Genomic DNA, 25,302 nt, shown 5'->3' on the forward strand with positions numbered 1-25,302 from the left:
CGGTCGTTCGCTGGTTCTGTCGTCGATACGAATGGAGGTCCGGCCTGTCAATGCGTGGTGACAAGGCCAAGGGTCTGAGCCCGTGATACCGCCTGCGCACGCCGTTCGACACCCAGCTTGTTGAAAACGTTCTTGAGGTGCGACTTCACGGTTTCGGGGCCGATATCGAGGTTGCGGGCGATTTCCTTGTTGGACAGGCCCTCGGCGATCAGCTTGAGAATGCCGGTTTCGCGACGGCTTAGTGCGCTCAGAACCGGTGCACTGAACGTCGGCGCTAAACGATCCTGGCCCGTCTGCTGCAGTCCAGCCTCGATGCGATTGACATACGGGATCAGATCCGTCTTGAGATTGCCACTCTCCCGGGTCGCCCGGAGCAAGCCGGAAACGACTGGCCCCTCGTCAACGACGCTCTGATATAGGCCGGCTGCAGCGCACGCGCTCAGCACGCGCCCGAAGCGGCTCACGGCCTCCGCGACCTTGCCCGCGGCGAGCTGTACCGCCGATAGGCGGATCGCAACCCAGATCAGAAACTGACGATGCTGCATTGCTTCGGCTTCGCGCTGCAGCTGCTGCAGAATAGAGATGGCTTGTTCGTGGTGGGCTTGTTGCGCAAGCAAGCCGGCATGCGCCAGCCTGTGATGCCACCCGATTTCCGTCCACGCGCAAGGCCTTGGTGCCGGGTACTTCAGCGCGAGGTGCTCCAGGCGGTCGACGCATGCGGCGGATTCATCGAGGCGGCCAGCGTTGATGTGGAGCCGCGCTTGCTCGGAGATCACGCCGGCTGAAAGCCGTCCCCAACCTCGTGCGACGCCGAGATTTTCAGCCCGCTCCAGCAGCGTGCGGGCCCGCTCGAAATTCATCCGGGCGGTTGCGACTCGCGATATCACGAAATAGGCGCTCCACACGCAGTCGAGCATCGTGGCGGAGTTGATCAGCGATGCACGATCGATGATCCACGCCTCCGCCTCATCGAGCTGGCCTCGTTCATAATCAATTCGCGCGATCAGACTTGCAGGCAAGGCAGCCGCAATTGAATTCGGCCCGACGTCCTGCTCCGCAATCCGCAAGCCCTCGCGGTAGTGCCCATCGGCCGCTGCGAGACGTATCTGCCGTTCTTCCGCGAGTCCGTTCAGGCAGTGTCGATACACCGAGGCAAATACGTTCCTGCGATCCTCCTCGACCGAATAGGCGATCCACGGCGTCGCATGGAATTGCTTGAGGTCGCCGGCTTTCAGATGACCGAAACGAACAACATTCGAAGCAACGTTCGCAGCCCATGGGTCGGACGAACGGTTCACGCAATCGTTTGCCAGAGGCAGCGCCTGCTCGCTGTCATCCTTCAGCGCGATGGCAACACTGCGGATTGCCTGACATTCGTACAGCAGATTGTCATCCGACGGACGAGTTGCGGCGATATCGCGCTCGATGTCGGCTGCAAGCTTCAGCGCCTCGTCAAATCGCAGCGCGAGCGCCAGCCCCCAGGAAATTGCCAACCGGACTTCGCACTGGCCCCGCATGAGTTCATCGGGAAACTGGCGTTGCCATTCGAGCAAAGTGAAGAGATCACCTCGCTTGATCAGAGCCATTGCGCAATTGTTGATCCAGCCGATCGCACGGTCCGAAGCGCCGGCCGCGATCGCGTGCTGGACTGCGTCAGTCCAGAGTTCGCGGGAAGCATACCAAAGAGCCGCGCGTCCGTGCAGTTCGGGAACTTCAATGCCGCGGTCCGCCTCCAGCCGCTGTCGGAGATATTCGGCAAGCAGCGTGTGGTAACGAAACCAGACACCATCATTGTCGAGCGGCGTGAGCAGCATCTGACGCTGCGCAAGGGATGCCAGGATTGTACGGCTCGAGCTCAAGCCGGTGACGGCCTCGCAGAGAGGACCGGAGAGCCGGTCAAGAATGGCCGTTCGCAACATGAAGTCGAGCATTTCGACCGGAAGCGTATCCGACATCTCCGACAGATAGGCTGCGATTGGACGCTGTGAACCTGAGAGAGAGTGCACATACTCCTTGAACGCCAGTTCGGATTGCGACGGCATCGACGCAACGATGCGCAGGGCCGCCGGCCACCCCTCGGTCTTGCGTTGCAGCAGCTGCACGTCGGAGAGCTCCACGCCGCCGGGCCTGACGCTGTCCAGAAAGGCGTGTGTCTCCTGCATGTCGAAACGCAGGGCTTCGGCGTCTGTCTCGATCAGCTGATTGTGCGCTCGCAGGGTCGCGAGCGGCAGGGGAGGCTCAGTGCGCGTTGTCAGTATCACGTGACAGTGAGACGGTGCGTGCTTCACGAAATACGCGACTGTCTGATGGATGCGGGAAGCGCTGAGGCAGTGGTAGTCTTCCAGGAACAGATAGACATCGTCGTCGATCTCGGCGAGGTCGTTGATCAGGCTGGACAGGACAGCCGTCGGGTCGATCAGATTGTTCTCAAGGATCAGCTCAATTGCCTCGGCGCCGACGTCCGGACAGGCACGGTGCAGAGCCTGAGATACATAAAATAGAAACCGCGTAGCCTCATCGTCGTCCGAATCGATCGTCAGCCACGCGACACAATTGCCGTCCTGCCTGAGCTGCTCTGCCCAGGCAGCAGCCAACGAGCTCTTGCCGAATCCCGCCGGAGCCTTGATCACGCCAAGCCGCTTGTCCGTGAGTTCAGCCAGGATGGCGAGAAGCCGAGGGCGTGCAACCAGCCCTTCGAATCGTGCCGGTACGATTTTGGTCGACAAGAACGGCAGCTCGGCCCTGCCGGGCAAGCTGCCGGTTCCGGGTGCAGGATGGCTCGAGTGCGGCCGGACCAAGGGGCCCCCTTACGTGCGACGGCGCTCCCCCATTCGGGGGGTGCGCACAGAGCGGCAAATGTACGATCTCTGTTAGCGGGAGGGAAGCGCCCCGGCATCTCGCTATTCATTCCGCAATCGGTCGCCATCGCTGATCGCTTTGGGTAAAGGCTGTGCGCAGAGTGCCGAAGCAGGCACATGTCGACAAAGGACACGCCTGGGTTTTGCGCTTCCGGTCGGGCAACCCGAAACGGCATTTGACGTCCTTGTTGAGAGCCATGGCTGACGGTTTTGACAGCGATCTGCGTTTCGGCCCGTTTGAGCTTTCGAGCCGGCAGCGGGTGCTGCGGCGCGAAGGGGTGGAGCTACCCCTGGGCGGCAGAGCCCTCGACATCCTGCTCTACCTTGCTGCGCGTCCAGGCGAGGTGATCACAAAGCGGGAGTTGATCCAGCACGTCTGGCCGGACGTAACGGTCGAAGACGGAAGCATTCGCGTCCACGTGGCGGCGATCCGCAAGGCGCTTGGTGATGGGCAATTTGGCAATCGCTACATCGCAAACATCAAGGGACGTGGCTACTCATTCGTCGGTACCATCGTGTCTCTCGCACACAGTCGTGAGGGCAGGAAGGAGAGGTCCCGGCGGGGAAGTCGGCCGCTGGACCGACCGCTGCCGACGATCGGGCGCGAAGCCGTGGTCGGCCAGGTCAGCGGCACGCTCCGGGATAAGCGGTTCGTCACGCTGCTCGGCCCCGGTGGCATCGGCAAGACGACGGTCGCTCTGGCTGTTGGCCGCGCCGTTGCCGATGAGTTTGACGGGGACGTTCATTTTGTCGACCTGGAGAGCCTGACTGATCCGACCCTGGTGACAGGGGCCGTCGCGACATCCCTCGGACTTGCGCTGAAATCGAAGGATCCCGGACCGGAGCTGGTCGAACTGGTTCGGCCGCGGAAGCTTCTCGTCATTCTCGACAGCTGTGAGCACGTGATCGAGGCGGTCGCGCTGGTGGCCGAGCAACTCTACCAGGGAACGGAGCGGGTGCACCTGCTGACGACGAGTCGCGAGTTGCTGAAAGTCGAGGGCGAGCATTGCTTCCGGGTGCTTCCCCTTGATTTTCCACCAGACGGTTCACACCAGACGGCGCATGCTGTGCTGCGATTTCCGGCTGCGCAGTTGTTCGTCCGGCGGGTTGCGGCGCGGGCGGGAAGCGTCACTCTCACCGATGAGGAGGCGCCGCTTGTCGCAGACATATGCCGAAAGCTGGATGGGATGCCGCTGGCGATCGAGTTGGCGGCCGGCCAGGTCGCAGCACTCGGTCTCAAGAACACGGCGGCGCGCCTCGGGTCTCAACTGCAAGTGTTGAAACTAAGCCATCGGACTGCCGTTCCAAGACACCGGACCCTCAAGGCGACGCTGGACTGGAGCTACAATCTGCTGTCCGACGGGGAGAGGATTGCGCTTCGACGCATCGCTCCCTTCGCGGGCCATTTCAGCCTTGATGGCGCAGTAAATGTCGCCAGCGAGCAGGGTTTCGCCGACGCGGAGATTTTCGACGCCATCGCCGGCCTGGTCGAAAAGTCGTTGGTCGCAACCCGAACCGACGAAACGCAGACACAATATCGATTGCTGGACACGACCCGGGCCTACGCACTCGAGAAGCTGGAGGAGCATGCCGAAGCCGATACGGTGCTCCGCCGGCATGCTGAATACGTCGCTGGAAGCCTGGAATCGCAACGAGCGGCGCTGGCAAAGGCGGAAAGTGGCGCTGGCTCTCCCGGCCGGTTGGGCGCGATTCATCCCGCGGCAGAGCGCAACGATGTGCGACGCGGCAACAGCGGGGTCGCGGCGGGACTCGCCGCCGCTTCGGCGCATCTCAGCCAATTGGGCAACATCCGCGCGGCGCTGGAATGGAGTTTCGGGCCGCATGGTGATGACGAGATCGCGACGAGGCTCGCAGCCGCCGCGACGCAGCGACTTCTCGAATTGTCACTGTTGATCGAATGCCTGCTTTGGGCTGAACGAGCGGTCGACCGGCTCGGAGGACAGTATCGGAACTCTCGCCGTGAGATGGAAATCTACACGTCACTGTCTTTTGCCCTGATGTACTCCGAAGGGAGCGGTGAGTTGGTGCACAAGGCATTTTCCCGGGCGCTGGACGTTGCGTCCATACTGGGAGACCCTGCCCACGAGCTGCGGCTCCTGAGCGGGCTGTTCATGTACTATCGCTGGAATACCGACATTCATGCCGCGCTTGATATCGCTTCTCGAAGCAAAGACACGGCTCTGAAGACCGGGGATCACGACGATCTGGCGCTGGCTGAATCGATGTTGGGTGTCGTCCATTTCTTGATCGGAAATCACCCCGTCGCAATCAAGCATTTCGAATCAGGGCTGCAACACTCGGCATCCGGGTCGCGATTTCGCGCGGGGCAATACTTGTTTCATGACAACAGCCTTTTGCTCATCGGGATCGCGCGCAGCCTGCTGTACATGGGCTTGCTCGACCGCGCACTTGATTGCGCGAGACGAGCCGTGGACGAAGGAGAAAAATCCAATCACCCGGCCACGCTGTGTCGATCTCTGAGCTTCGTTCTTCCGGTCTATCTGGCCCTGGCCGACTCGCGCCGGTCGGAACGCTATATCGCACAGTTGACCAAGCTCGCCGCGGCCTACTCCTTGAAGCCGTTTCGCGCAGTTGCGACGGGTCTGCGAGGCCAGTGGTTGCTTCTTCAAAATGATCTGCGGGAGGGAATTCCGCTGCTCAAGAAGGCCTTGGAGGAGCTTCACACTCATCACCACGATTCGCTCAATATGGAATTCGTCTGCGACCTCGCTGCAGGTCTTATTGCGATGGGCGAGCACCAGGAGGCGCTGACGATGATCGCCAACGCAATTGATGCGCAACATCGCGGCGGGAAGTTCCTGTACATGCCCGCCTTGTTCAGGATGAAAGGACTCGTCCTGGCATCGCGGTCCGATGAAGATTATCCCGAGGCGGAACGCAACCTGCTCTCGGCAATCGACTGGGCGAAACGCCAGTCCGCCACGCTGTTTGAACTGAAGGCCGCAACCGACCTTGCCGAGCTGTCGCTGAAACGGGATCGCTCACCAAAAGCCCTCAAGCATCTCAGCGCGGCTCTCGAGCGGATGCCGGCCGGAATGGCATTTCCAGCCCATGAACGCGCTATGCAAATCCTCGGTCAATTGCAAGCGCGCATCGGAGCCGTCGGTTAGACCGTGCCGGTTCATTGCCGAACGTTGCGAGCGCAGCCGGGTTCAAGTTTTCGCATTCCGATACAAGCGGGACCGTGAGCTGATCACGGCGGCGCCCTTTCCGTTGCTCGCATGCGGCAGGTGCATCGAAGCCGACGAATGTCGTCGCCTGCGTGGAGGGCGGAAGCGCAGTTCGACTGCAATTGACGAGGAGCGAGACCAGCATTCTGTCCGACAGGCACCGGAAAATGGCCATCGACAACCTGTGTTCACGTCCCTTCTGAGCTAGCTTTCGATGGGTTCGCTCGAATCAACGGCGCGTCCGTCGTGGGCGAGCGAGCTACCAAGGGGCATGGTCGTGGCGGCAGCTGGTGATACCAAATCAACACACAGCTATTCGCTCTTCGGCACCCCCGCCGTGAATTCGGTGAAAGACCATTAGCTGCGTTCCTGCCCGTCGGGGCGATGGTGATGCGAGTGGAATGGGAAGTTGTCCTCGATGTCGGGCGTCCGACGCTGCTTCGAGACCAACGATGCGACGAGGCGCCATCCATCGGTGCCGATGAGCGAGAGATACCGCAAGGAGAGTGCTGAGAGATGTCGATGAAATCGAACCGGCCCGATCTAGAAATCCGCACCATGAAGGTCGGGGATCGGATACTGCGCGTTGGTATCAAGCATGGACCGGACGACATGCCGCCGTTGCTGCTGTTCAACGGCATTGGAGCCAGTCTCGAACTCGCGGCGACGTTCATGCAGTCCATGACGAGCAAGGTCGTCATCTTCGATGTGCCAGGTATCGGAGGATCGCCAGGTTTCGAGCTGCCGTATCGGTTGTCTACGATCGCAAGGCTCGGTGCCGATCTGATGAAGACACTTGGCCATGATTCGGTGGATGTCGCAGGAGTATCCTGGGGAGGCGCCGTCGCCCAACAGTTTGCCCAACAGTACCCGCACCTGTGCCGCAAGCTCGTCCTGATCGCAACGGCGCCGGGCTCGATCATGGTGCCTGCCAGACTGTCGGTGCTCCTCAAATTGGTCAGCCCGCGGCGCTATATCGACCGCAGCTACATGGCTGCGATCGCGGCCGAAATCTACGGCGGCGCATTTCGCGATAATCCGACCCTTGTCGCGAGTTATGCCAGCGCCACCAGCAAGATTAACGGCCTCGGATATCTCTATCAGCTTCTGGCGGCAGCGGGGTGGAGCAGTCTGCCATGGCTCCATTCCCTGCGTCAGCCGACGCTCGTGGTCTCAGGGAGTGACGATCCGATCGTTAGACCGATCAACGGTTGGATCCTTTCGGCGCTAATTCCCAACTCCACGTATGAAGTGCTCGACGACGGCCATCTCTTCATCGTCAGTCAACCCGACACGGTCGCGCAAAAGGTGGGGTCATTTTTGCGAAAGTGATCCGAAGCGACCGCATCTCCGGAGCGGTGACCTACCGATGTGAACCGGTCCGTCTCAGATTTCAATCTCGGTGCCGAATTCGACAACCTGCTGAGCGGGAACGCCGAAAAACGCCGCCGAGCCCTTGGCGTTGTGCTGCAGGAACGCAAAAAGCGTCTCGCGCCAAACTGCCATCCCGACCACCGTTTCGCTCGGGATGATCGTTTCACGACCAACGTAGTAGCTGACCTCCGAAGGATCGACGCACAATAGCTTACCTTGACCGCAGGCGAGGATGAGGCCTTGTTCGATCGTGGGGCTCTCCATGAACCCGAAATGGAGAATGACCCGCGAGAGTCCTTCGACGACTTCGCGAACCTCGACACGACTCTCATCAGCAACGCGCGGGACTTCCTCGATGCTCACCGTCAACAGCAAGATGCGTTGATGCATGACGTGATTGTGCCTGATGAACTGCGTCAGCGCGAGCGGGACGCCATTGGCCGCCGATGCCAGGAATATGGCCGTACCAGGCAATCGCGCCTTGCATCTGTTTGTAGCGGTCTCGATCAGATCGGATTCGGGCTGGCGCAACTTGGTGCGGGCGGTCTCCACGAGCCTGGTGCCTCTCAGCCAGGTGATCATCAGGAATGCGACTGTGCCCGCGAGCAGGAGCGGGAACCAGCCACCATCGAGCACTTTTGTTGAATTGGCGGCGAAGAAGATCAAGTCGATGATCAGGAAAAAGCCGTTCACGACGGACACAACGAACGGCGAATAGCCCCAGTGAATTGCAACCAGCGCCGCAAGAAGTGTAGTGATCGCCATCAGTAGCGACACCGAAATTCCGTAGGCCCCGGCCAAGGCGTCCGATGTTCCGAATCCGATTACGGCTCCGAGCGTGGCCGACGCGAGCAGCCAGTTTACCACTGGTAGGTAAACCTGACCGATCGCATGACTGGTGGTATGTCGGATCTGCATCCGCGGGAGAAACCCGAGCTGGATCGCTTGCTGAGTCAACGAGAAGACGCCGGAGATGATCGCCTGAGACGCGATCACGGTCGAAGCCGTCGCCAGGACGACGAGGGGATAGTGCGCCCAGCCGGGCGCGAGCTGATAGAACGGATTTTCAAGCGCGGCAGGATCGGTGATCAACAGAGCGGCCTGCCCGAAATAGTTGAGTACGAGCGCGGGGAGAGCGATCGTGAACCATGCGATCCGGATCGGATGCCGACCGAAATGACCCATGTCGGCATACATCGCTTCTCCGCCGGTCACGGCCAGGAATGCCGCGCCGAGCACGGCGAACCCGATATGCAAATTCCGATGCGCCAGAAAATCGAGCGCGTAGGTTGGGTCGACCGCCAGTAGGACCACGGGAGCGTGTACGATTCCGTTGATGCCGAGCAGGGCGATCGCGAGAAACCAGCCGAACGTGACGGGTCCGAAGATGCGTCCGATGAAGCCCGTTCCCTGCCGCTGCATGAGGAATAGTGCGATCAGAACGACGATCGTCAGGGGAACAATCAGGGGCGCGAGCGCAGGCGCATCGACCTTCAACCCTTCGACCGCGCTGAGCACGGAAATCGCTGGCGTTATTGCACCATCGCCATAGAGCAGCGCGGCGCCGATGAGTCCGATGATCAATAAGCGCGCTTGCGGCGTTCCCGGCTTCGCATTCCTCGCCGAAAGCAGCGCCAACATTGCAACGACGCCGCCTTCACCGCGATTGTCCGCGCGCAAGATGAGCAATGCATATTTGACGGAAATGATCAGGATGAGGGCCCAGAAGATCAGCGACACGACGCCAAGAACGGCATCGACACCGACCGATCCGTCGGGGGCCGCGGCTGCCTTGACGGCCTCCTTCAGTGCGTACAGCGGACTGGTCCCGATGTCGCCATAGACGACGCCGAGGGCGCCTATCGTGGCGGCGAGTTGCGAACTCCCAGTCAATTCACCTGTGCGAACGGTCATAAGATCCTCACGGGCGATGTTGTGGTCCGCAATCCAATGCGCTCTGGTCGATCGGCGGACGCCGGACGGCTTGAGGGTTCTCGATCGTATCCTCGGCTCTTGCGTGCACGTCCGCAGGCGCGCCCGTCTAGTGATAGCCGTGACCGGGTATAATCTTGCCTCGAAACGTCCAGTAGACGAACGCCGTGTAGACAAGAACGAGCGGCAACACGAACAGCACCCCGAGCAGTCCGAAGATCGAAGAGGCTGGGGGCGCGACGGCACTGTAGATCGTGATTGTCGGCGGCACGGCGTAGGGGAAGATGGATATCCCGAGACCCACGAAACCCAACAGGAAGAGAGCTATCGCTCCCAGAAATGGTGCCAGCTCCCGCCGTCGCCGCAGTGATTCATAGGTGAAGACGGCAGCGCCGGTAGTAGCCAGCGGCACTGGCCAAAGGAATGCGAGGTTGTGTCCAGCGAACCACCGTTCCGCGATACGAGGAATCTCCGAAGGTGTCCACAGACTGACCACGACGAGAAACAGCAACACGAGGGCCAGCGCCGCCTTCGCGTAACGGCGGCCTCGATTCTGGAGGAGCCCGGTCGTCTTCAGGTTGAGCCAGCACGCACCGAGCAAGGCATAGCCCGCTACGATTGCGGCGCCGCAAAAGAGGCTGAAGGGCGTCAGCCAATCCAGCGACCCGCCGGCGAACTCGTTGTTTTCGACCCTCACGCCCTGGACGAGGCCGCCCAGCACGCATCCCTGCGAGAAGGCGGCGATGAGGGATCCCCAGAAGAACGCACGGTCCCACCAGCCATGATGTGGCTTGGCCACCCAGCGGAACTCGAACGCGACTCCTCTCAACACGAGGCCAAGCAGCATGACGAGAATCGGAACATGCAATGCCGGCATCAGGATCGAGTAGGCGAGCGGGAATGCCACGAGAAGACCACCGCCGCCGAGGACGAGCCAGGTCTCGTTGCCATCCCAGAATGGCGCGATCGTATTCATCATCTGGTCGCGCTCCGTCTCGATGCTCGTCGACGGAAATAGAATGCCGATGCCGAGGTCGAAACCATCCAGGATGACGTACATAGCGACGGCGAATCCGAGAAGGACGCCCCAGATCGTAGCGAGTTGGTCTTCCATGGTCACTCCGCGGAACGAGCCGCGACCGCGCCGCTCTCGGATGAGCGGACGTCGTCAGCGAGCGCGGCTGAAATCGGACGGTTCGCGAGCGCCTCGAGCGCCTCTGCCGGATTCGTTTCCGGTCCCTTCCTGATGAGATGGCGGATGTAGCTGATGCCGGCTCCGAACACCACGCCATAGACCAGCATGAAAAGCGCGATGAAGATCGCTATGTTCGCCGAGGGAATGGGAGAGGACGCGTCGGCTGTCCGAAGTATTCCTTGAGCCACCCACGGCTGGCGGCCGACTTCCGTGGTTGTCCATCCGGCTATGACGGCGACAAAGCCCAGCGGCCAGCACGAGCGGAGGGCCAGTAGATAGATCCGCGTGCGATCCAGCCTGCCGAACAGCCACAGGATGCCTCCTGCGCCGGCCATGAAGATGAACAGGAATCCTATTCCGACCATGATGCGGAACGATAGGAAGATCGGAAGCACCGGAGGCCGATCTCTCGAGGCGAAGTCCTTGAGTGCCGGAATCGGGCCGGTGAGGCTATGCGAAAGGATCAGGCTGCCGAGATAGGGGATCGCCGCTTCGTGGTCGTTTCGCTCCGCCTTCTCGTTCGGTAACGCAAACAAGACCAGCGGCACGGGGCCGTCGTTCTCCCAATGAGCTTCGATGCCGGCGATCTTGGCCGGCTGGTGTTCGAGGGTGTTCAGGCCGTGCATATCGCCGATGAGCGCCTGCAAGGGCGCCAGAATGAGCGCCAATCCCAAGCCCATTCTCAGCATGGTTCTCGCCAGAGCCGGGTGATGGCCTTCGAGCGTATAGCGCGCGCCGACTGCTGCGACGACGAACGCCACCGTAAGATACGACGCGACCATCATATGGCCGAAGCGGTAGGGAAAGCTTGGATTGAAGATGATGGCGATCCAGTCGAGCGGATAGGCGACCCCATCGCGCATCTCAAATCCCGCCGGCGTGTGCATCCAGCTGTTGGCGGAAAGGATCCAGAAAGCTGACATCGTGGTGCCGAGAGCGACGGAGACGGTCGCGGCGAAATGCAGTGCGCGCGGTACCCGATTCCAGCCGAACAGCATGATGCCGAGGAACGTTGCCTCGAGAAAGAACGCCCATACGACCTCGTAGCCGATCATCGGCCCGATGATGTTGCCGAGATTGCGCGAGAAGCGGCTCCAATTCGTGCCGAGTTGGTACGACATGACCAGCCCGGACACGACGCCCATGGCGAAGGATACGGCGAAGAGCTTGGTCCAGAATCGCGCCAATTGATAATAGCGATCGCGTCCGGTCGACAGCCAGAGCGCTTCGAGCGTCGCGATCCACGCAACCAGTCCAATCGTGAAGCTCGGAAAGATGATGTGAAACGCCATCGTAAAGGCGAATTGAGCGCGCGCCAGAAGAACGGCGTCACCGAGCATTGTGAAGCTCCTCCGGCGCGGTACGAAGAGCGTCGTCCTCGTTCGGTCGCCACGCATGCACGGGCTTCCGTCGAGCGGGCAGGCGGGGACCGCCGAAATCTCCTGAGCGATCCCTCATCCGGTCCTCCCTCGCGTGTCCCCTCGAAGCCGGTCGGTAGTGCGCTCGCGCGCTATCGCAGCTCCGCCGGCATTTGACCTAACCATCTCCGGCCCACTCATCCTGTTCAAGGTTGATAGAGGTCACCGCAAGGTCATTCGCGGCCAAGGTTGCGCTTCGACAGGCGCCGCTTCATGATCGGCGTTCGATGATCGTCCGACCCGAACAGGTCAAGGGCGCTGACGGAAGGCTTCCATTCAATTCCGTCGACTGCTCCCGCCTTTGCGCTTCGGACCCGTTCGACTAGGTTGATGGAAGCCAAGACCAATTCCGGGGGGACCGTGGAAGCAACGATTAAGATAGGGTTTGGAGAAAAGCTGCATTCGGCGACCAAAATTGCGGCCGTGATCGAGGCGCTGTTGGAGGAAGGGGTTTCGCCGGCCGAGGCTCTGCGCGGGGTTCACTTGCAAGCCGGTGAGCTCCATCTGCCCACGACGCGCATCTCTCTCAATCAAATGCTCGAGGCTTGCCGAAATGCGATGAAGCTCTCACGCAACCCACATCTGGCCTTCGATGTAGGTTCATCGATACATCTCTCGACCTACGGAATGTACGGCTATGCCATGCTCTGCAGCACCGACTTCCGAAGGACGATGGAGTTCGCCGTCCGATATCATCAGCTGGCGACGCCACTGACGAACATCGTCTTCGAAGAGAAGGGAAAGTACGCAACGTGGACGATCGTGCCGCTTGCGCATCCTCGAATCGATGCCCCCCTCTATCAGTTTGTCACCGAGCTGCAGATCGGCATCCACATCTCGCTGATGCGCGACGTGATGGGAGCGTCGTTCGCGCCGACCAGGATTGCCGTTGTCTGTCCCGGCTCGGAGACCCGGCTGACGCAGGAACTGGTAGGTTGCCCCGTGCTCGTCGAGGAGCCCACGACCCAGATCGTCCTGGATACCGCGTGGCTGGACAAGGCGCCGACCTTGGGCAACCGCGTGACGCATGCGGCGGTGCTTGAGATCTGCGATGGCCTTCTCGTGGACCTCGGTCAGCGCAGCGGCGTTGCGGGAAGGGTCCGGGAGGTGCTGCTCGAGAACATCGCTAACCGCGCCGACTTCGAAACCGTGGCGAAGCGCTTGCGGACCACCGAGCGTACACTCCGGCGTCAACTGCGTGCCCAGCAGACCTCCTTCCGGGAACTGGTCGATGAACTCCGCATGCAACTGGCGATCAAGTATCTTCGCGACACCGACATGACCGGCGAGGATATCGCTGTTGCGGTCGGGTTCAGCGACGCTGCCAATTTCAGACATGCGTTCCGCCGGTGGACCAGAGAGTCACCAAGCGAATTCAAACATCTCGCGACAGATGCAAAGCTTCCGTTCGATCGGTGATTGCTTCCGGCTTGACGACAAGTAAGAACGAAACTCCTGCTTTTGGCCGAATAGAACCGATCGACGACCGTTTGGAACCTTCACCTCCTTGTCAATTCGCGCAAGGCTGCTCCACAACGAATTTGATCACTCGTCGCTAGCTTCAGGCTGCCGTGACTAGCTCGCGGTGAATGGCGATCAAGAACGACGAATGGGGGGGACGCTTTGAGGCGCCATCGGCTGCGCAGTCGCTCGAGTTCGCTTCTGAGAAGCCGACGTCGCAGGCTGAGTCGAAAAGCCGTGCCATACATTCCGATCTCGATTCGAGGTCTAGACGCTCTCGGCTCACTCCGGTCGGGGTGGCCGGCGGACAGCGAACTGGCACGACCCTCCCAAATTGAAACGTCAGTGCCTCGCCCGAGCGAACGCTCGGAGAGACCAGATCAGGTGAAGAGGAGCAGACGTGACTGAAATCACCGTTGCGAACATCTCGGAATATACCGGACGCGAGCTCGGCGTGTCGGATTGGCTGACGGTGGACCAGGCGATGATCGACAAATTCGCTGACTGTAGCGGCGATCGCCAATGGATCCATGTCGATGTCGAACGCGCCAAACGCGAGAGTCCCTATCGTGGACCGATCGCCCACGGCTATCTGTCGTTGTCGTTCGTCGCGCCGTTATCGATGCAGGTCGGCGCGATCCCGCGGGGCGCCGCGGCCGCGTTCAACTACGGTCTGGACAAAGTGAGATTTCTTGCGCCGGTCAAGGCGGGTGCCCGGGTGCGACTGCGAGTGGCGATCGTCGGGGTCGAACGCAAGCAGGATGGGCAGTTGATTATCAGGTCGAGCAACACGTTGGAGATCGAGGGGACGGACAAGCCGGCTCTGATCGCGGAATCCCTCGCCCTCATCGTGCCGGAGAAGTGAGCCCCGGAAACATCAGTCGGCGACGGCCGACGCGAATCGGAGTCGGCGCGGCCAGCGCCAGTGAATTTCAAGTGGCCAGCAAGGAGAAGGAAACCATGACTGAAGATACGCAATCCTGGCTCGACAGGCTGAGGAAGTTCGGGGGGGACTTGGGACTTCCCAAGATCGATGTGGACCAACTCATCGACGCCCACCGCAAGAACCTTGATGCCCTCGACCGCTCGGCGCAGGTGGCTGCCGGGGGAGCCAAGTCGCTCGCCGGCAAGCAGCGCGAGATCCTGGAGAGCGCGCTCACCGAGGCTGCCGCGATGGCGCGCGACTTCAAGCCGACGGGAGACCCTCAGCAGATCGTGGCGAAGCAGACAGAATTCGCCAAAAAGGCGTTTGAGAGTGCCGTTCAGAATACGCGCGATGTCGCCGAGCTTGCGACCAAGACCACCACCGACGCGACGGCAATCATCCGCGACAGGCTGCGCGACAGTCTGAGCGACCTTAGGGCGGGGCTGCGGCGCTCCGACGGCTAGGCTGGCAGGGGGCTTGACTGCGCCGGACGGCGGCCTGTCCGCCAAATCGGGCGCTGTTTTCAGAACGAAGGTCGACATGACGCGATCGCGAGCGTCCGAGGAATCTCGCGATCGTGCAAAGCAGTACGGGGGAATGGATAGCCATGGACGTCACGATAAACATCAACCTCACTCCTGCGGAGGTACGGCAGCTGATGGGTCTTCCCGATGTTCAGCCGTTGCAGGAGGCGGCGCTGGCCAAGATGCAGGACGGGATCATGGCGCGGGCCGAAACGTTCTCGACGGACGGGCTGCTGGATGCGTGGTTCGGTACAAAAGCAAATCCGGCAATGGACGCATTTCGCGACGTCGTCGGCGGAGCGCTGTCACAGGGTCTCGCGCGAGGCATGGCGGCCTCGAAGCGGAAGGAAACCGGTCGAGAATAGATTCGTCTGTTCGGGGCGAGGCGGAGAGGGCGGTAACCAGCTGTAGGGGACGTGCGATGATCGTCCGTGGAAGACCGACATTCTGGGAAATATTCTACCTTTCCTTGGTGATTCCGCGGATCCTGCCGCAGTTGGCGGGCGTTCTGACTCTCTCGTTGCTCGTAGTCGTACTGTCCCGGCATGGTTGGGCGCAGATTCCATCTGTGCCGACCGTCGGGCTCACCGTCATCGGTGCGGCGCTCTCGATATTTGCGGCCTTTCGAAACTCGGCAAGCTATGAACGGTGGTGGGAGGCGCGCAAGAACGCCGGCTTGATCATCGTCGAGTTGCGAAATCTATCGCGTCAGGCCAATTGCTATATCGCGAAAGCACCCGGTGACGATCTGCCTCGTCGCTTCGGACTTCGTTGCATCGCATTCATGCAAGTAACGCGCGATTTCCTGCGTGATCGGCATAGCGAGGAAGAAGTCTCCCGCTATCTGTCGCCTGAAGAGAGCGCGGCAGTGGCTTCGAGCCGAAATGGGTCGAGTTGCTTGCTGGCACACTTCAGCGCCGACATCGCCGGCGCAGTCGCGGCCGGTCGGCTGTCGCCACAGATGGCGCGAACTCTGGAAGAGAAGGTGTCGGCCCTCGCCCTGGCCTGCGGCACGCTCGAACGCACAAAGGCCACGCCGATACCCTTCTCGTACACCCTGGCGCTGCGGCGCCTGACCTACATGTTCTGCTTTCTCGTTCCACTCGGCATTCACGACACGTCGACATACTGGACGCCTCTGCTCGCCGTGATCATCTCCTACATCTTCTTTGGTCTCGACGTGCTCGCGGAAGTCATGGAGGGCCCCTTCAACGACACGTCCATGGTGATACCGCTCGATGCGATGACTCGGGGGTTCGAGATCTACGTTCTGGAATCATTGGGCGAAAAGAATTTGCCCGAGCCGATTCGTCCGAAGGGCTTTGTGCTCACTTGATCAGGCATTCGGTAGAGCATTGACCGATTGTCAAGCCAGTATGGCCGGTTGCGACCTTTGCATTCTGGAAATTTGTGAAAAGGATCGACTGTCTGCTTGAGAACGTCGCGGCACGGGGTCGATGGGTTACGGCGGGCAAAAAAAGATCAAAGAAGAGCTATCAGAAAGGGAGGAACGACATGGCGGAGAGCGTCTACAAGATTATCGAAGTCGTCGGGACCAGCAGCGAGTCCTGGGAAAAGGCTGCGGCCACCGCCGTCGAGCGCGCGTCGAAGACCTTGAGAGATCTGCGCATCGCGGAGATCGCCGAGCTCGACTTGCAGATTGCAGACGGCAAGGTGCAGGCCTATCGCGCAAGGGTGAAGCTTTCCTTCAAGTTCGAGGATTGATGGCCGATCGGGCCGCGGCTTCGTCAGCAGACTGAGCAGCGGGCCGTGCGAGATGGCGCGTGCCTCGGCCGATAGCGGCGACCGATCTCCCGGCAATTCGACCGATGGCCGCATACAGAGAGGAATTCCCATGACGTTGCAGGTCAGGAATGTAGCGGTGTTAGGCGCCGGCGTTATGGGAGCGCAGATCGCTGCGCATCTCGTCAATGCGAATATCCCGGTCGTCCTGTTCGATCTCGCCGCGAAGGATGGCGATCCGAGCGGCGTCGCCAAGAAAGCGATCGAGAATCTGAGGAAGCTGTCTCCGCCGCCAGCGGCTGTGAAGGATCGCCTCGGCTATATCGAGCCAGCCAACTACGACGAGCATCTGGCGAAGCTCGGGGAATGCGACCTCGTGATCGAGGCGATCGCGGAACGGATGGATTGGAAACTCGATCTGTACAAACGAATCGCTCCGTACGTCACGTCGAATGTCGTGATCGCCTCCAATACGTCGGGACTTTCCATCGAGGAGATGGGGAAGGGACTCCCGGAGAACCTGCGATCTCGATTTTGCGGCGTGCATTTTTTCAACCCGCCGCGCTACATGACGCTGATTGAGATCATTCCCGTGGCGGCAACGTCCCCGGATTTGGTCGACGATCTCGAGAGTTTCCTGACGACGACCCTCGGGAAGGGCGTGGTTCGCGCACTGGATACGCCCAACTTCATCGCAAATCGCGTCGGCGTATTTTCGTTGCTTGCGGTAATGCGGCACACACAGGATTTGAAGCTGACATTCGACGCAGCCGACGCCGTGACCGGTCCCCTGATCGGGCGGGCTACGAGCGCGACCTTCCGTACCGCCGACGTGGTCGGTCTGGATACGATGGCGCACGTGGTCAAGACCATGAATGACCGGCTGCCCGACGACCCCTGGCACAAATACTACGAGGTGCCTGCATACGTGACCGCGTTGATCCAACGCGGCGCGCTGGGACAGAAGAGCGGAGCTGGCTTGTACCGGAGGGAAGGCAGAGAGACCAAGGTGCTCGACCCCGCCACTCAGGAATATGTTCCATCCGGCGCCACGGTCGATCCGGACGTCGAGGTGATCCTCAAGCTCAAGGACCCCGCGGAGAAGTTCGTCAGGCTGAGGAAGAGCGACCACCCGCAGGCCCAGCTTGTTTGGCGCTCATTCCGCGACCTGTTCCACTACAGTGCGTACCATCTCGGATCAATCGCCGACAATGCGCGCGACCTGGATCTTGGCGTTCGCTGGGGCTTCGGTTGGCGTGAGGGTCCATTCGAGGCCTGGCAGTCGGCTGGATGGAAGACCACGGCCGATGCCATCAAGGCGGATATCGCAGCGGACAACACGATGGCAAGAGCGCCGCTTCCCGCTTGGGTTATCGACGGTCGCGTCGGCGTCCATATGCCGACAGGATCCTACTCAGCCCGCGAGGCCGTGACCAAGCCGCGAACGATGCTTCCAATCTATCGGCGTCAGCGGTTTCCGGAGTCGGTATTCGGTGAGGTGCAGCAGATCGGCAAGACGTTGTCCGAGAGCGATGCGGCGCGCCTCTGGACAACAGCCGAGGATGGCAGCGATGACGTGGCCATCCTTTCTCTCAAGAGTAAGGCCGGCACGCTCGGGCCGGACGTGGTCGATGCGATCGTCGATGCCGTAGGGCGCGCGGAGGCCGGGTACAGAGGCCTGGTGATCTGGCAGCCGAAGCCGCCGTTTTCGGCGGGTGCCAACCTGAACGCGTTCATGGAATTCGCGGCGAAGAACGATTTCGGCGGACTGGAGAGCTTCATTGCGCGTTTTCAACAAATGACGGCGAGGTTGAAATATTCGCTGGTTCCCGTCGTGGCGGCCATCAACGGTGCAGCGCTCGGCGGCGGATGCGAAATCGCGATGCATTGCGCGCGCGTCGTTGCATCGCTCGAGTCGCAGATCGGATTGGTGGAAGCGGGCGTCGGTTTGGTACCTGGCGGTGGCGGATTGAAGGAGTTCGCGGTCCGGGCGGCGCGTTTGGCCCAAGCGACTACCATGAACGACCCTTTGATGTTTCTCACCGGACCGTTCCAGATGATCTCGGGCGGAAGGACGGCCACCAACGCACTCGACGCGAAGGAAATCGGATTTCTGCGCGAAAGCGACGTCGTCGCGTTCAATCCGAACGAAGTGCTCCACGTGGCGCAACAGATTGCGCGGTCGCTTTCCGAAGCCGGCTATCGACCTCCCTTGCCCCCGAAAGCCGTCAAAGTCAGCGGCCGCAGCGGAATCGCGACGCTCGAACAGACGCTCGCCAACATGCAAGGCGGCGGGATGATTTCGGAGCACGATTACCGCGTCGGCAGGGCCATCGCGACCGGACTCTGCGGTGGCAACGTAGAGACCGGAACGCTGGTCGATGAGGATTGGTTGCTGGCGGTCGAACGGAAAATGTTCGTCGAACTCGGCAAGACCGAGAAGACACAGATGCGCATCAAGACCATGCTGGAGACGGGCAGGCCGTTACGGAACTGAATCAGCGTGGTGCGGCTACGGATTGTCGATGATCGCAGGGAGAGAGAAGTGGTCAATCAGGTTCAAGATGCCTACCTCGTCGCCGCCGTCAGAACCCCGGTCGGAAAGGCCCGCGGGGCGCTGCGCAATGTCCGTCCCGATGACATGCTCGCTCACGTGATAAGGGCGGCGATGGATCGGGTGCCCGCACTCGATCCGAAGCTGGTCGGCGACGCCATCATCGGCTGCGCCATGCCCGAGGCGGAGCAGGGAATGAACGTTGCTCGCCTGGGCGTCCTGCTGGCCGGGCTGCCGGACAGCGTGCCCGGTCTTACGATCAACCGCTTCTGCAGCTCCGGTGTGCAAGCAGTAACGATGGCGGCCGACCGCATCCGTCTCGGTGAGGCCGATGTGATGATCGGCGGTGGTACGGAGACGATGAGCATGATGCCCACGATGATGGGCAACAAGCCCTCCTACAATCCCGCGATCTTCGAGAAGCAGGAAAACATCGGCATGGCCTACGGGATGGGGCTGACAGCCGAGCGGGTCGCGGAGAAATGGCAGGTCAGCCGGGAGGACCAGGATGCATTTGCGCTGGCGAGCCATCAAAAGGCGACAGCGGCAATCAACGCCGGCAAGTTCCGGGATGAGATAGCGCCAGTTTTCGTGCGCAGCCATGTGCCGGACTCCAGAGCGGCTGCTGTCAAGATCGTCGAGAACACCGTGGAGGTTGATGAGGGACCGCGGCCCGACATCAGCGCGGAGGCCTTGGCCAAATTGCGGCCCGTGTTCGCTTCGAAGGGAAGCGTGACAGCCGGCAACGCATCCCAGATGTCCGATGGCGCCGGTGCAGCCATCCTTGTCAGTGAGAAGATCCTGAAGGAGCACAATCTCAAGCCGCTGGCACGGTTCGTATCGGCAAGCGTCGCCGGCGTGCCGGCAGAGATCATGGGGATTGGTCCCATCGAGGCGATCCCGCGTGCGTTGAAACTCGCCGGGCTCAAGCACGACGACCTCGATTGGATCGAATTGAACGAAGCGTTTGCAGCCCAGGCTCTGGCCTGCATGCGGACGCTCAATCTCGACCCCGCGAAGGTGAATCCGTATGGCGGCGCGATCGCGTTGGGCCATCCTCTCGGGGCTACCGGAGCCGTACGCGTCGCCACGCTCGTCAGCGCCATGCAGCGAGATCCGAAGATCAGGTATGGCATGGTCTCGATGTGCATCGGAACCGGTATGGGCTTCGCGGCGATATTCGAACGGGTCTGAGATTCGGATTATTTTTTCGAGTGAAGCGACGAGGATGGCGGGAGAATGCGGGTGGCTGCCGGCGGAGATCGAGGCGATACGGCCGAAGTAGGCGGGGCTGCGGCTTCTGTGCGGGCGAATCGACGTTTAAAGGAAACGCCGACCGGATTCGTGGACTACGGTGAGATTCCGGAGAGCCGGCAAGGCCGGGAAGCCTCGCTGCACCGCGTGCTGATCGTCGGCGGCGGGGCCGGCGGGCTCGAACTTGCGACGCAACTGGGAGATCGTCTTGGCAGCCGGGGCAAGGCGTCGATCGCACTTCTCGACAAGACCCGGGTGCACGTGTGGAAGCCGCACCTGCACGAGGTCGCTTCGGGCACGCTCGATATCCACGTCGATTCGGTCGAGTACCTCGCCCACGCGCGCTCGCACCATTATCGCTTCCGTGTCGGTGCGATGTGCGGGCTCGATCGCGAGAAGCGCCAAGTCTTCGTGGAACCAATGCTCGATGAGGATGGCCGGCAGCTGATCCCGCCGCGGGTTCTAGGCTACGACACACTGATCGTCGCGGTCGGAAGCGTCGGCAACGACTTTGCCACGCCGGGCGTAAAGGAGCACGCCATTGCCATCGACAGCGCAGATGAGGCGGCGAGATTCAATCGCAAGCTGATCAACGCATGTGTCAGGGCCAACGCCCAATACGAATCGCTGCACGAGGGCCAGTTGCATTGTGTCATCATTGGCGCCGGGGCCACCGGCGTCGAACTGGCGGCGGAGTTGCACAAAACTATGCGCGACATTGCCGCCTATGGGCTGGACAATATCGACTTCGACAAGTCGATCAGGCTCACGATCATCGAGGCGGGTCCGCGAATTCTCGGCCCCCTGCCGCAGCAACTGGCCGCGTCGACGGCGGACATGCTGAATCGACTCGGTGTGCAGGTGCTGACGGGCAGGCAAGCAGCCGAGATAACGAAGGATGGGGTAAGACTGGCGAGCGGTGAATTCATTCCCGCGGAGATGGTTGTCTGGGCCGCCGGCATAAAGGCGCCCGATTTCCTGAAGGACATCGACGGGCTCGAGACCGACCGCATCAACCGGTTGGTGGTTCGCGATACACTTCAGACCACCCGAGACGACAACATCTTCGCGATCGGCGATTGTGCCTGCTACGTCCTTCCGGAAGAAGGCAAGCCGACCCCGCCGCGCGCCCAGACGGCTCACCAGATGGCTTCGCTGGTCGAGAAAGCCGTCCGCGCACGTCTCAAGAAAAAAGCCCTGCCGAAGTTCAAGTATAGGGATTTCGGCAACCTCGTGAACCTCTCCGAGTACGGGACGGTCGGCAACCTGATCGGGATGGTCGGGAATCGTAGCGTCTACCTGGAAGGCGTGTTCGCTCGCCTCATGTACCGATCGCTCTACAAAATGCATCAGCGAGCGCTGCACGGAACGCTGAAGACCGCGCTTGATACCGCTGCCAAGTTGATTTCGCGGCGCACCGAGCCGTGCGTGAAGCTGCATTGAAATTGGTCGCAGAACAGACAATTGGGGAATCCAGATGAGCGCAGCAATCGTTCCGACGGCAAAATCTGGCAAGACGGGAAAAGTTGTCACGGCGCGTGAAGCCGCACGGCTGATACACACGGGTGATACGGTGGCGATAGGCGGGTTCTTCGGCATAGGCCTCGCTATGGAAGTCGTTCACGAACTGGCGGCGATCTACGAATCGCACGATGCCGAAGCCGCGTCTTTCGGCAAACCTCGCGATCTGACGCTGGTATGGTGCGTCAGTCCCGGAGACGGCCAGCAGCGCGGAGCCCAACGCCTCGCTCACCCCGGTCTGGTCAAGCGCCTCATCGGCGGTCACTGGACGGCCGTGCCCGCACTTTATCAACTCGTGGCCGGAAATCAGGTCGAGGGCTACAACATTCCCCTCGGGCCGTTGTCGCAACTGTACCGTGATATCGCCGCGGGCAAGCCCGGCCATCTGTCACGTGTCGGGCTCGGTACGTTCGCGGATCCTCGATTCGGTGGAGGAAAGCTGAACGAGAGAACGACCGAGGACCTGATCGAGTTGATGGTCGTCGGCGACAAGGAATACCTCTTCTATAAGTCCTTTCCGATCGACGTCGCGTTGATACGCGGAACAACGGCTGACGCAGATGGTAACATCACGATGGAGCGGGAGGCGCTGACGGTAGATACGCTCTCGCTCGCGATGGCTGCGCACAACTCGGGTGGCCTGGTCATCGCGCAGGTCGAGCGTATCGCCGATGTCGGCACGCTCAATCCGCGACAGGTGAAGGTCCCCGGCGCGCTGGTCGACTGCATCGTCGTTGCGACCACTCCGGAACTTCACATGCAGACCATCGCCACCCCGTACAATCCCGCCTTCGCCTGCGAGGTGCGCGTTCCACTGACCTCGCTGGAGGCGATGCCGATGGACGATCGCAAGATTATCGCTCGCCGCGCAGCGATGGAGCTACGTCCCAACAGCGTGGTCAATCTGGGAGTCGGCATTCCGGAAGGGGTCGCCGCCGTCGCTGCCGAAGAGAAGTGCGCCGACCTCATGACGCTGACCGCCGAGCCGGGGGTCATCGGCGGCATTCCGGCCGGCGGCGTGAATTTCGGAGCCGCGACCAATGCGCAAGCCGTCATCGACATGCCCTATCAGTTCGACTTCTACGACGGTGGCGGCCTCGACGCAGCATTTCTCGGCCTGGCCCAAGCCGACAGGGAGGGGAACCTCAACGTTTCGAAGTTCGGTCCGCGTCTGGCGGGGGCGGGCGGCTTCATCAACATCAGCCAGAACGCGAAGAAGATATATTTCCTCGGCACGTTCACGGCCGGAGACCTCGAAGTCGCGATCGTGGACGGAAAGCTGCTGATCGAGCGGGACGGCAAGGCGAAGAAGTTCGTCAACGAGGTCGAGCACCGCACGTTCTCGGGCCCTTTCGCCGCGCGGAACGGCAAGGAGGTCCTCTACATCACCGAGCGATGCGTGTTCCAACTCACGAAGGACGGACTCGAGCTGATCGAGGTGGCGCCGGGGATCGACATCAAACACGACATTCTCGACAAGATGGACTTCGAACCGATCGTTCGTCAGCCGCGGGAGATGGACCCGAGGATATTCAGGGTCGAGCCGATGGGGCTGCGCGAAGAGCTTCTGCGGCTGCCGTTCGACGACCGGTTCAACTACGACGAAGAGCACAACATACTCTTCCTCAATCTTTCCGAACTCGCGGTGAAGACAAGCGACATCATCGAGCGATATCGCGAGCGGATCCGCTCGATCGTCGAGCCTCTGGGTCACAAGGTCTATGCTGTCGTCAACTACGACGGCTTCGAGCTCGATCGGGACGTTGAGGGTGAATATCTCGACGCCGTGAAGGAGATTGGGGACCGCTATTTCCACGGCGTCACGCGCTTTGCAACGAGCGCCTTCATGCGGGCGAAGCTCGGCGACTCTCTCGCAAAGAGGGGCGTCGCGCCGCACATCTACGAATCGGAGGACGAAGCGAAGGGTGTCGTGAGGGAGACGGTGGCCCGCACATGATCGTTGGTGTCCGGGCGCACAGGAAGCCGCTTGCTGACCCCTGAGGCGAAGTCGCGGAGCCGTGCTGTCAGCGCGTAGAGCGCTGGACGAGGAACAATAGGGAGGCACATCATGACTGATCCGATCACCGATAAACTAGCAGACAATATCGGCCGCGCGCGCGGCACTGACTACTTCCTGATGAAAGAGCAATTGAAGCCGGAGGAGGCAGAGATCCTCAGGGAGGTGCGAGAGTTCGGCGAAGCGGAGATCTTACCGGTCGTCAATTCATATTGGGAACGGGGCGAGTTTCCCTTCGAGTTGGTCCCCAAGATTGCGGCGTTGAACCTCATTGGGGACTACAACATGCGCGACCACGGATGTCGGCCGATGAGCGCGGTCGGCGCGGGACTCGTGATGATGGAGCTGAGCCGTATCGATTCCAGTGTCGCGACGTTCTTTGCAGTACACATGGGGCTCGCGATGCAGTCGATCAACCTGCTCGGTTCCGAAGAGCAGAGGCGCCGCTATCTGCCACTGATGGCAAAATTCGAAAAGGTTGGCGCGTTCGCGCTGACCGAGCCGGATCATGGATCCGATTCGGTGGCCTTGGAGACAACGGCGAGGCGTGAAGGAAATGAATGGGTGATCAACGGCCGCAAGCGTTGGCCGGGCAACGCCGTATGGTGCGACTACATCGTGGTCTATGCCCGCGACGTCGCCGACAAGCAGGTCAAGGCGTTCGTCGTCGAGAAGGACAATCCTGGCTACAAGGCGACCAAGATCCAGGGAAAGATTTCGTTGCGTATGGTCCAGAACGCCGACATCACGCTCACCGACTGTCGGGTTTCGGAGGATGCGCGGTTGCAGAACTGCAATTCGTTCAAGGATTGCGCGAGAGTTCTCATGGGCACCCGCAATACGGTTGCCTGGGCGTCCCTTGGCAATGCCGTCGCGGCCTACGACATCTCACTGAACTATGCTCAGCGCAGAGTTCAATTTGGCAGGCCCATCGCCAAGTCCCAGATGATCCAGTCGATACTGGTCAACATGCTCGGCGACGTCACTGCAATGCAGCTCTACTGCATCCGACTTGGCCGGTTGATTGACGAAGGAAAGCTGGAGGAAACGATGGCGGCGTTGGCCAAGTATTACTGCAGCGTCAAGGCGCGGGAAGTATGCCGGATGGCTCGCGATGTCCTGGGCGGGAACGGCATCACGCTCGACTTCCATGTGATCCGGCATATGTGCGACATGGAAAGCCTGGTGACCTACGAAGGAACGGCGGAAATCCAGTCCTTGATCGTCGGCCGGGATATCACTGGCCATAGCGCCTTCGTCTGACAGGGATGACCTCCGGCGACGGCAGCGCCGTCGGCGGGGGAAGGCCACGGC

Annotated in this window: 17 protein-coding genes; 13 read left to right on the forward strand and 4 right to left on the reverse strand. The window is 61.0% G+C overall.

The features are described 5' to 3' along the window. Positions 1–47 precede the first annotated feature (47 nt). Positions 48–2,726, reverse strand: coding sequence for a LuxR C-terminal-related transcriptional regulator (locus tag G6P99_RS14110; protein WP_156928353.1), 2,679 nt, complete (start codon positions 2,724–2,726; stop codon positions 48–50). Between the two features lie 329 nt (positions 2,727–3,055). Here G6P99_RS14110 and G6P99_RS14115 point away from each other — a divergent pair, with 329 nt between their 5' ends. Together G6P99_RS14115 and phaZ are read left to right on the forward strand one after the other, a co-directional pair. Further along, positions 3,056–6,010, forward strand: a complete 2,955-nt coding sequence (locus G6P99_RS14115) for an ATP-binding protein (protein ID WP_165128573.1) — start codon at positions 3,056–3,058, stop codon at positions 6,008–6,010. Positions 6,011–6,586: 576 nt separating this feature from the next. Then, on the forward strand, positions 6,587–7,402 hold the full coding sequence (gene phaZ, locus G6P99_RS14120) for a poly(3-hydroxyalkanoate) depolymerase (protein WP_029078321.1): 816 nt from the start codon (positions 6,587–6,589) through the stop codon (positions 7,400–7,402). A gap of 54 nt (positions 7,403–7,456) precedes the next feature. Here phaZ and G6P99_RS14125 read toward each other — a convergent pair whose 3' ends face one another. The 3 genes from G6P99_RS14125 to G6P99_RS14135 all read right to left on the reverse strand — a co-directional run bounded on the left by G6P99_RS14125 (position 7,457) and on the right by G6P99_RS14135 (position 11,911). Next, a complete protein-coding gene (locus G6P99_RS14125) occupies positions 7,457–9,358 on the reverse strand; it encodes a potassium transporter Kup (protein WP_051345974.1) in 1,902 nt (633 codons plus the stop codon). A 127-nt stretch (positions 9,359–9,485) separates the two neighbouring features. Next, positions 9,486–10,490, reverse strand: coding sequence for a cytochrome d ubiquinol oxidase subunit II (gene cydB, locus G6P99_RS14130; protein WP_165128575.1), 1,005 nt, complete (start codon positions 10,488–10,490; stop codon positions 9,486–9,488). A gap of 2 nt (positions 10,491–10,492) precedes the next feature. Next, positions 10,493–11,911, reverse strand: coding sequence for a cytochrome ubiquinol oxidase subunit I (locus G6P99_RS14135; RefSeq protein ID WP_035976041.1), 1,419 nt, complete (start codon positions 11,909–11,911; stop codon positions 10,493–10,495). Between the two features lie 408 nt (positions 11,912–12,319). Between G6P99_RS14135 and G6P99_RS14140 the strand changes: the two genes are divergently transcribed. The 11 genes from G6P99_RS14140 (at position 12,320) to G6P99_RS14190 (ending at position 25,251) form a co-directional block, all read left to right on the forward strand. Continuing rightward, entirely contained in the window at positions 12,320–13,408 is a 1,089-nt protein-coding gene (locus G6P99_RS14140) for an AraC family transcriptional regulator (RefSeq protein ID WP_029078318.1), read from the forward strand. A 442-nt stretch (positions 13,409–13,850) separates the two neighbouring features. Continuing rightward, positions 13,851–14,315, forward strand: a complete 465-nt coding sequence (locus tag G6P99_RS14145; RefSeq protein ID WP_165128577.1) for a MaoC family dehydratase — start codon at positions 13,851–13,853, stop codon at positions 14,313–14,315. 95 nt (positions 14,316–14,410) lie between these two features. After that, the gene (locus G6P99_RS14150) at positions 14,411–14,839 is read left to right on the forward strand and encodes a phasin family protein (RefSeq protein ID WP_035976129.1); all 429 of its coding nucleotides are present in this window, start codon (positions 14,411–14,413) and stop codon (positions 14,837–14,839) included. A 143-nt stretch (positions 14,840–14,982) separates the two neighbouring features. Then, positions 14,983–15,264 carry a DUF6489 family protein gene (locus tag G6P99_RS14155; RefSeq protein WP_051345973.1) on the forward strand — a complete coding sequence of 94 codons (282 nt, stop codon included), beginning with the start codon at positions 14,983–14,985 and terminating at the stop codon, positions 15,262–15,264. Between the two features lie 56 nt (positions 15,265–15,320). Then, positions 15,321–16,235, forward strand: a complete 915-nt coding sequence (locus G6P99_RS14160; protein ID WP_165128579.1) for a bestrophin family protein — start codon at positions 15,321–15,323, stop codon at positions 16,233–16,235. A gap of 179 nt (positions 16,236–16,414) precedes the next feature. Further along, on the forward strand, positions 16,415–16,624 hold the full coding sequence (locus G6P99_RS14165) for a dodecin family protein (RefSeq protein WP_165128581.1): 210 nt from the start codon (positions 16,415–16,417) through the stop codon (positions 16,622–16,624). 130 nt (positions 16,625–16,754) lie between these two features. Continuing rightward, positions 16,755–19,139 carry a 3-hydroxyacyl-CoA dehydrogenase/enoyl-CoA hydratase family protein gene (locus G6P99_RS14170; protein WP_029078313.1) on the forward strand — a complete coding sequence of 795 codons (2,385 nt, stop codon included), beginning with the start codon at positions 16,755–16,757 and terminating at the stop codon, positions 19,137–19,139. Positions 19,140–19,187: 48 nt separating this feature from the next. Further along, entirely contained in the window at positions 19,188–20,390 is a 1,203-nt protein-coding gene (locus G6P99_RS14175) for an acetyl-CoA C-acyltransferase (RefSeq protein ID WP_029078312.1), read from the forward strand. Positions 20,391–20,555: 165 nt separating this feature from the next. Further along, entirely contained in the window at positions 20,556–21,893 is a 1,338-nt protein-coding gene (locus tag G6P99_RS14180) for an NAD(P)/FAD-dependent oxidoreductase (RefSeq protein ID WP_051346004.1), read from the forward strand. A gap of 34 nt (positions 21,894–21,927) precedes the next feature. Beyond that, positions 21,928–23,928 (forward strand): acyl CoA:acetate/3-ketoacid CoA transferase, encoded by a 2,001-nt coding sequence (locus tag G6P99_RS14185; RefSeq protein ID WP_165128583.1) that lies wholly within the window; start codon positions 21,928–21,930, stop codon positions 23,926–23,928. 111 nt (positions 23,929–24,039) lie between these two features. Further along, the gene (locus G6P99_RS14190; protein WP_029078309.1) at positions 24,040–25,251 is read left to right on the forward strand and encodes an acyl-CoA dehydrogenase family protein; all 1,212 of its coding nucleotides are present in this window, start codon (positions 24,040–24,042) and stop codon (positions 25,249–25,251) included. Positions 25,252–25,302: the final 51 nt, after the last annotated feature.

This window comes from Bradyrhizobium sp. 6(2017), from assembly GCF_011058295.2.
Taxonomy (GTDB): domain Bacteria; phylum Pseudomonadota; class Alphaproteobacteria; order Rhizobiales; family Xanthobacteraceae; genus Bradyrhizobium; species Bradyrhizobium septentrionale.

What these genes read in the sequence shown, in the direction of transcription:
- G6P99_RS14115 (WP_165128573.1), top strand. Translation starts at nt 3,056, where the DNA reads ATGGCTGACGGTTTTGACAGCGATCTGCGTTTCGGCCCGTTTGAGCTT.
- phaZ (WP_029078321.1), top strand. Translation starts at nt 6,587, where the DNA reads ATGTCGATGAAATCGAACCGGCCCGATCTAGAAATCCGCACCATGAAG.
- G6P99_RS14125 (WP_051345974.1), bottom strand. Translation starts at nt 9,358, where the DNA reads ATGACCGTTCGCACAGGTGAATTGACTGGGAGTTCGCAACTCGCCGCC.
- cydB (WP_165128575.1), bottom strand. Translation starts at nt 10,490, where the DNA reads ATGGAAGACCAACTCGCTACGATCTGGGGCGTCCTTCTCGGATTCGCC.
- G6P99_RS14135 (WP_035976041.1), bottom strand. Translation starts at nt 11,911, where the DNA reads ATGCTCGGTGACGCCGTTCTTCTGGCGCGCGCTCAATTCGCCTTTACG.
- G6P99_RS14140 (WP_029078318.1), top strand. Translation starts at nt 12,320, where the DNA reads ATGGAAGCCAAGACCAATTCCGGGGGGACCGTGGAAGCAACGATTAAG.
- G6P99_RS14150 (WP_035976129.1), top strand. Translation starts at nt 14,411, where the DNA reads ATGACTGAAGATACGCAATCCTGGCTCGACAGGCTGAGGAAGTTCGGG.
- G6P99_RS14155 (WP_051345973.1), top strand. Translation starts at nt 14,983, where the DNA reads ATGGACGTCACGATAAACATCAACCTCACTCCTGCGGAGGTACGGCAG.
- G6P99_RS14160 (WP_165128579.1), top strand. Translation starts at nt 15,321, where the DNA reads ATGATCGTCCGTGGAAGACCGACATTCTGGGAAATATTCTACCTTTCC.
- G6P99_RS14165 (WP_165128581.1), top strand. Translation starts at nt 16,415, where the DNA reads ATGGCGGAGAGCGTCTACAAGATTATCGAAGTCGTCGGGACCAGCAGC.
- G6P99_RS14170 (WP_029078313.1), top strand. Translation starts at nt 16,755, where the DNA reads ATGACGTTGCAGGTCAGGAATGTAGCGGTGTTAGGCGCCGGCGTTATG.
- G6P99_RS14185 (WP_165128583.1), top strand. Translation starts at nt 21,928, where the DNA reads ATGAGCGCAGCAATCGTTCCGACGGCAAAATCTGGCAAGACGGGAAAA.
- G6P99_RS14190 (WP_029078309.1), top strand. Translation starts at nt 24,040, where the DNA reads ATGACTGATCCGATCACCGATAAACTAGCAGACAATATCGGCCGCGCG.